Genomic DNA, 7,547 nt, shown 5'->3' with positions numbered 1-7,547 from the left:
ATGACTACGTCGATTGGCTGATCGAGGCCGGCTACCCGATCCAACGCATCGCTGACTTCGGGGAGTGGTTGGAGCGGTTCGAGGCCAGCCTGCGTGCCCTGCCAGATCGACAACGCCGGCACTCGGTCCTAGAGGTCTTGCAGTTCCTGTTACGCAGTGCCAAGCAGTTGCATCCCTCAGAGCCGCCCAGCGGGTCCTACGCCTCGAGCGACCGATTCCGTGCTGCGGTGCAAAAGGCAAAGATCGGGCCCGACAAGGACATCCCGCACGTCTCGGCGCCGATCATCATCAAATACGTCACCGACCTGCAACTGCTCGGACTGCTCTAGCCCTTGACTAGCTCCACCCGTACACGGCCCGCATCGACTATCCCGGAGGAACAAAATGCGCCGAGTTGCCCTTTCGATCTACTGGGCATTCCTGACTGTCGTCCGCTCCTTCACTCTGTTCCGACAGAAGGACGCGGCGGCCTACTACACGATGATCGGCGACGATGTCATCGACTTCATGAACGACAAGTACACCGATGAATCCAAGCCACTGTGGCTCAACATCGGTTATTGGAAGAACGCGCGCAAGTATCCCGACGCCTGCGTGGCACTCGTCGAATTACTGGGAACGCGTGCCGGACTGAAACCCGGCGACAAGGTTCTCGACGTCGGCGTCGGCTTCGCAGAGCAAGACTTCGTTCTCCTCGATCGGTTCGAGCTGTCCCACATCACGGGCATCGACATCACGCCCGTGCACGTCGAGAAGGGCCGGGAACGCGCTGCCAAGCGCGGGTTGGAGAACCGACTCGACATTCGACTCGGATCCGCGACCGCAATGGATTTCCCGGACGCATCGTTCGACGCAGTCTTGGCCCTGGAGTGCGCATTTCACTTCGACACGCGTGAACTATTCATGCGCGAAGCCTTCCGCGTCCTCAAGCCAGGCGGATCGATCGCGCTCGCCGACATGCTGCCGACACCGGGCAAGAAGGCGGACCGGAAGACCGCCTTCGGCCGAAAGTACGGCCACGTTCCCGAAGCGAATTTCTATGACCGTGAAGAGTATCCCCGGCGGCTGGCTGCTGCGGGTTTCGACGACATCGTCGTGGAATCGATTCGGGAAGACGTCTTTCCCGCGATGGCCAACTACATGAGGCAGCGCGTCGAGGGGCAGAAGAAGCTGCACGAGGTCACCGTGGACGTGACTGAGGACGATCGCGCGCAGTGCCGCGGTGTCGAGCTGTGGGAACGGGTCACTGGTTTCGCGGACTATGTCATCGCGTCGGCGCGAAAGCCCCTGGACACCCCTACGGCGTAACGCCTTCCTGCCTACGCGTCCAGACGCTGAAACTCACCGTTTCGGTGGAGCTCGACACAGGCTGCGCGCCTGACCTTGCCGCTCGTGGTGATGGGAATCGAGCCAGGTGCCACCAATATCAGATCCTCGATGCCGATGCCGTGCGAGTTGGATATCGCCGATGTGATCTCTTCCTGAGCGTTGCGGAGGTTGTCGGCGATCTCTTCGTTCGATTGGCCTCGCTTCTTGAATTCGGCGATCACGACGAGCCGTTCCGTGGCTTCGTTCACGAGGGCGATGGCCGCGGCACGGCCCCTTGAAATGTCCGTGACGGTTGCCTCGATGTCGTCGGGATAGAGGTTGCGACCCCGCACGATCAAGAGGTCCTTGATGCGGCCCACGATGAACAGTTCACCCTCGGAGAAGAATCCGAGGTCTCCGGTGCGCAGCCAATGGTCCTCGGGTGTACCCGGTGAAGGGGCGTTCATCGTCGCCGCGAAGGTCTGCTCCGTCTCGGCCGGTCTCTGCCAATAGCCGGAACTGACGTTGTCGCCGTGCACCCAGATCTCGCCGATCGACTCCGCCGGCTTCTCGGTCCCGATCTCGGGATCGACGATGCGCACGAGGGGCGACCCCGCCCGGCCGTAGCTCGCCAGGGTCGTACCGGTAGTGCATCGCTTCGCGCGGCCGGCGGACAACTCGTCGGACTCGAAATGGACGAAATCGGGCGGCATGTCCGGTTCGTTCGTGGCGACGAAGACCGTTGCCTCAGCAAGACCATATGAGGGGCGGATCGCCGATGCGGCAAGGTTGTAGGGCGCGAACCGCTGGGTGAAGTGCTTGATCGTGGCCGGGTTCACCCTTTCCGCGCCGCAACTGATGAACGACACGTCCCCGAGGTCGAGCCCGGCCATGTCATCGTCCGACGTTCGAGCGGCCGCCAGTTTGAAGGCGAAGTTCGGGGCCGCCGACAAGACGTGGGGATTGCGTGCCAGCGATTGCATCCACCGGGCAGGTCGCTGGAGGAAGGAGACGGGAGCCGTGAATTCCGTTGGCCAGCCACCCAGAATTCCGGTGCACAGACCGCACATCAATCCCATGTCGTGGTAGAGCGGCAGCCACGACACGGTGGACTTCGGCATCGGGTTCTCGGCAACGTAGTTCGAGACCATCTGCTCCCAGTTCGCCAACAGATTGCGGTGCGAGACCACGACCCCGGCCGGCGTGCGGGTCGACCCGGAGGTGTACTGCAGGTAGGCGATCTCCGGCGCGCCGCGTCGCCGCTTGCTGGACCCCTTGCGCGAATCCAGGTCAAGCGAATCGACTTCGACGACCGAGGGACCGGGCGTGTTCGCTGACGGCCGCGCATAGGGAACCACGCTCTCGACGGCGGCGGACGTCGTGAGAATGACCGCCGGCGACGCGTCCCGCAGCACGGCCGTGACACGCTCGTCGTGAACACCGACCGTAGGAACCGAGAGTGGAACTGCGATCAGTCCCGCCTCCAACGCCCCAAGAAAGGCGACGATGTATTCGAGCCCCTGCGGCGCCAATATGACGGCCCGGTCACCGGTCGAGCCGCAGCCATCGAGTTCCAGAGCCAGGTTCAGCACGCGCCGATACAGCTGCGCCCACGTCACGCTTTCGGCGACACCCTCCCAGTCTCGTTCGTAATCGAGGAATGTGAAGGCAGTCTCGTTGGGCTGCAAGCTCGCGCGCTCGCGTAGAACGACGCGAATGGAAGACTCGATCATTGGCAGATCCCCCCGGTCCCGGCTGACGCTCGAACAGCGTATCGAGATCGGAGCACCAGCCACCCTTGTTTCGCGATTGCGCCGAGCGCACTCCGAACCCACTGGTGCGCAGAACCACTCGATCCGCAGGCTGACTGAAAGAATGGCGGACAATCCAGAACCGGCTGCCAGGAATCGGATGCCGCGATAGTGTTCGAACGCCAGGTTGGATGCACATCGCGGCAGCCAGCTTCCGTCGCTGCCCGCACCATCGCCGCGCCTACATCGGAAGGTTGGGCAATGACCACCTCACGGTTCCTTGCAGCCACCGCGACCGCCCTGGTCGTCATTGGATTGGCGGCGTGCGCTCCCCCGGAGAAGGAGGACGCCGGCACCAAGACGGAGTCCGGCGTGAACGCCAGAGAGGCCACCTCAGCGGCTGACTTCGGCGGGATGGACAAGCTGGTCGAGGCCGCGAAGGCCGAGGGCGCGCTCAATGTGATTGCGCTGCCGCCGGATTGGGCCAACTACAAGGAGATCATCGACACCTTCTCCACGAAGTACGGCATCAAGGTGAACTCCGCTCAACCCGACGCCAACAGCCAGGACGAGATCAACGCAGCCAACCAGCAGAAGGGCAAGAGCACTGCGCCCGACGTCTTCGACCTGGGACAGGCGATCGCGTTGGCGAACACCGCCTTGTTCGCGCCCTACACGGTGTCCACGTTCGACGATATCCCCGCGCAGTTCAAGGATCCGAACGGTACCTGGGTCAACGACTACGGGGGTTACGAGTCCATAGGCTACGACTCGTCCAAGGTCCCAGACCTCACCGGCGTCAACGACCTGCTGCGGCCAGAGTTCAAGGGCAGGGTCGCCCTCAACGGTGACCCCACGACCGCCAGCGCCGCGGCGAACGGGGTGCTGATGACCGCGATCGCCAACGGCGGGTCGGTGGACGACATCGGCCCGGGCGTCGACTTCTTCCACCGGCTCAACGCTGCAGGCAACTTCGTGCCCGTCGACCCGACGCCCGCGACCATCGAATCCGGCCAGACGCCCGTCGTCATCGACTGGGACTACCTGAACTCGGCCGAGACCAAGAAGATTCCGTCGTGGAAGGTGTTCGTGCCGTCCAACGCGCTCGTCGGTGGCTACTACTTCCAGGCCATCAACAAGGACGGACCCCACCCCGCCGCAGCTCGGCTCTGGCAAGAGTTTCTTTACAGTGACGAGGGCCAGAACCTCTTCCTGAAGGGCCTCGCCCGTCCGGTGCGCGCGGATTCGATGACCAAGGCAGGCACCGTCGACAAGACTTTGCTCGGAGCGCTGCCTGCGGTCCAGGGCACCTCGGTGATCCCGACCAACGAGCAGAGCAAGAAGATCTCGGAGTACCTCGGGAGTAACTGGGCCAGGGCCGTCAGCTAGGAGATCCGGACGTCCTGGCGGATCAGCTCCGCCTGGACCGCGGACACGTTCACGTCTGCCAGAGGCCGGTCCGCGCGGATGGACACCGCGGCTGCCACGCCCGCGCCCTGGCCGGTGACGGCGCAGCACGACATATTTCGGGTTGCCGCGTGCGCGATGCGGTCCCCTCCGGTGGCACGCCCTGCGACGATCAGATGGCGGACCGCCCGTGGCAGCAGCGAGCGGTACGGGATCTGCAGGTAGCGCCCGGTCGTCGGTAGTACCAGCACACCGTATCCGTCGATGAACTCGGGGTAGATGCCGATGCTGTCCTCGAATCGGCCCTGCTCCCTGACGTCGGCCTCGGTGAGGTTGTAGACGGCGTCGATCTTGCGGGTGTCGCGGATGCCGATGGTCATCCCGAAGTTGCGGAGTCGGGCGCTCTCACAACCGGGTGTGTAGCGGCGCAACGCCTCGATCGCCAGCATGGCCTGCCTACGGCCCTCGATCTCGAAGCGGGTGAGACTGTCGGGGTCGGTGCCGTCGCAGCCGGCGAGGTGGACCAAGTTCATATAGGTCAGTTCGCCGGTATCGTGCATTGCGCCCCAGGTGCCACCGATCGTGTTCAGGTCGGCCGGAATCAGGCCGTCCGCGATGGCCTTCTCGAATGGCTTGCCGAGATACGGCGAGTAGAGGTCTGCGTCCTTCTCGTCGGTCTCCGCCGCGAACTCGCCCGCCGCCCAATCGCGGTACGTCTGCGGGTCTTCCGCCACCCCCGTCAGAAACGCCACCTTGTCGACACCGGCGAGGTGGAACATCACCGAGGCCGCCATCATGTCCTCGACTGGCGTCTTCTGGACCGGTGTGCCCGCCCGCGTTGCGACGTCGGCATCCCCGGTCGCGTCGACGACCCGCCGAGCGAGGATCGCCTCGCGACCGGCCTTGGATTCGGTGACGATGCCGATGATCGTGTCGCCGTCCATCAGGGGTGCGACGAACTGGCGGTGCAGCATCGCGTGGATGCCCGCCTCCTCGACCAGTCGGTCGGCGACCAGCTTGAAGCCTTCGGAGTCGAGTTCGTATGAGAGTGACTGACTTTCGGGCACTGCTGCGCCCATCTCCTTGGCGCGTTGCTCGAACTCCCATCCGATGCCGCCGGCCTCCACGGTCTGCTCGCGGCGGTACCAGGCGAAGCCCTCGACGCCCACCGTGGTGAGGTTTCCTCCGAAACACCCGAACCGCTCGACCAGGGCTACACGCACACCGGCGCGCGACGCCGCCAGGGCGGCAGCGAGGCCACCAGGGCCCGACCCGACGACCAGTACGTCGGTCTCGTGGATGACGTCGATCTCGCGGCTCGGTTCGGTGACGGTTCGGGGGTGCGCCGGCATGGTGCGGAATCCTAGCCTCGGAAGGTGCTCATCAGATGACCGACCAGAGGCATCCTTCAGCGGGAACAATGCAGCAGTAGTAGATAGAAGACATGAACCTTCGTGAAGCTCGCCAGGCCATCGATTCACTCGACACGGATCCCGATGCGTTGACCGTCTTCGGCGAGCGATATCAGACCTCCGACGGGGCCACGGTGATACCGGTGTCCAAGCCGGTCGGCGTGTTCGTGATCAAGGGTGGCAAGCCAGTTTGGTCCCCGGCGATGGACGGCACGCGCATCGCAATGATGGGAGTGCTGGTCGGGCTGGTCTCGGCAATCCTGGCCGGCATCGCCATGGTTCGCCGCCCGCCGTGGCCCGATCTGCACGGCGAATTCGTCCGGTGACCAATGCCGCACGCGAGTTCGGCGAGACGACGCTGCGCTGGCTTCGAGACCGAACACCTTCGACCCAGCGGGATCAGCGGTATCGGGCGCCGCGGCCGAGACTTCCATGCCATTCGAGGACAGCTCCCGATCAGCGGTCGATCAAATGGAAGCAGGCCAGGCCCTTCGGCCTGGCCTGCTATCGAGCGGAGCCGTGGCTCGGAAGTCCGTCGTCACCGTCGTACTGGTTCCGTTGATCGCCGGGAGGCCAGACTTGACCGACTGAAGGCGAAATCTTCCAAACCGCCAGGTAAGGAATGACGGCGTGCGCGGACGGCTTAGGCCATCGGCGGCGGGCTGGCGGCCGGTCCCAACAGATCGGCGCTGGTGTTCGACGAGGTGCGCCGCCACCGCCCGTACAGCGGCAACTCGCGCATCGACTCGCCGGTCGGCACCGACCACCGCCGGGCAACGAACCGAATCACGGTCCGCACGTAACGGGTCGTCTCGGAGTACCACCGCCATTCGTACAGGCGACCGGTCAGCAACCATTGCGCAAGCGCCTCGGATTCGACGCCCTGCAAATACGGCCGCACCCACGTCACCACCACCCACGCCCGCTCTGCCGCGTCGCCGGGAAGCCGGAAGGTCCACTCGATCGGACCGTCACCAGCAGCCATGGTGTGTCGCAACGCGGGCCGTTCCAGCTCGGCGCCCTGGCCCGATTCCGGCACACCGAACAGTTGCACCCCAACGTTGTGAAAGACCCCGGGCCCGCCCACCTCGAACCGCACGTGGTAAGTCGAGCCGTCGCGGCCCGCGGAGAACGCCACCAACCCGCCGACGGCCACATACCGGGAGAACACCAACCGGCTTCCCACCACGAGGAACCGGCGAACCGCCAGCAGCACCGTCAACGTCGCGACCGTCAGAGCGACGACACCCCACATCAGATCCACCCGCACAGAGTGGCAGAGCGTGAACGAGAATCGGGTGACAATGCTCCGACACAGGAAAGGCCCCCACTTCTGGGGGCCTGACCTGCTATCGAATTGTGGAGCTGCCGGGAATCGAACCCGTCCCAGAAATCGGGTTGACCTGCAAAGATACCGACAACCACTACGCGAAGGCACGCGAAACTACGTGTCGTGACCTGCGGGTACGTCGAGGGGTGTTGACGACGTCAACAGACAGGCAGGTAGCTAGCCATGACCACTGCACATTCATGGTCGGCCGTACGGTTCGCAGTGCCCGCGAGGGAATCGGTTCGGACTCAACGGATCCCAGCTTCGTCATCCGTCGAGAGGCGCAACTGCTGATCTCCTACGCGGACAGCCCGATCGTCGGGCCCGACGGAGGCGGCC

Annotated in this window: 7 protein-coding genes; 4 read left to right on the top strand and 3 right to left on the bottom strand. The window is 64.3% G+C overall.

The annotated features are described in order from the left end of the window. Together QOI01_RS06130 and QOI01_RS06125 are read left to right on the top strand one after the other, a co-directional pair. Positions 1-329, top strand: a 329-nt coding sequence (locus QOI01_RS06130) for a hypothetical protein (RefSeq protein ID WP_526379295.1), incomplete at its 5' end; no start/stop codon positions are given. Positions 330-384: 55 nt separating this feature from the next. After that, complete coding sequence (locus QOI01_RS06125; RefSeq protein WP_526379294.1) at positions 385-1,308, top strand: methyltransferase domain-containing protein; 924 nt, start codon at positions 385-387, stop codon at positions 1,306-1,308. Positions 1,309-1,319: 11 nt separating this feature from the next. Here the strand turns inward: QOI01_RS06125 and QOI01_RS06120 are convergent, their stop codons facing one another. Then, on the bottom strand, positions 1,320-3,041 hold the full coding sequence (locus QOI01_RS06120; protein ID WP_526379293.1) for a fatty-acid--AMP ligase: 1,722 nt from the start codon (positions 3,039-3,041) through the stop codon (positions 1,320-1,322). Between the two features lie 279 nt (positions 3,042-3,320). On the opposite strand from QOI01_RS06120, the gene QOI01_RS06115 reads away from it, so the two are divergent. After that, the gene (locus QOI01_RS06115) at positions 3,321-4,448 is read left to right on the top strand and encodes an extracellular solute-binding protein (RefSeq protein WP_526379292.1); all 1,128 of its coding nucleotides are present in this window, start codon (positions 3,321-3,323) and stop codon (positions 4,446-4,448) included. Here the strand turns inward: QOI01_RS06115 and QOI01_RS06110 are convergent. Then, on the bottom strand, positions 4,445-5,818 hold the full coding sequence (locus tag QOI01_RS06110; protein ID WP_526379291.1) for an FAD-dependent oxidoreductase: 1,374 nt from the start codon (positions 5,816-5,818) through the stop codon (positions 4,445-4,447). The genes QOI01_RS06115 and QOI01_RS06110 overlap by 4 nt on opposite strands. Before the next feature lie 92 nt (positions 5,819-5,910). On the opposite strand from QOI01_RS06110, the gene QOI01_RS06105 reads away from it, so the two are divergent. Next, a complete protein-coding gene (locus QOI01_RS06105; protein WP_526379290.1) occupies positions 5,911-6,204 on the top strand; it encodes a hypothetical protein in 294 nt (97 codons plus the stop codon). 317 nt (positions 6,205-6,521) lie between these two features. Here the strand turns inward: QOI01_RS06105 and QOI01_RS06100 are convergent, their stop codons facing one another. Further along, complete coding sequence (locus QOI01_RS06100) at positions 6,522-7,142, bottom strand: hypothetical protein (protein WP_526379289.1); 621 nt, start codon at positions 7,140-7,142, stop codon at positions 6,522-6,524. Positions 7,143-7,547: the final 405 nt, after the last annotated feature.

The sequence above is a fragment of the Mycobacterium sp. genome (assembly GCF_032162605.1).
GTDB lineage: Bacteria > Actinomycetota > Actinomycetes > Mycobacteriales > Mycobacteriaceae > Mycobacterium.
Note: the sequence above shows the minus strand (reverse complement) of the source record. Positions and strands in the feature narration are given on the sequence as shown.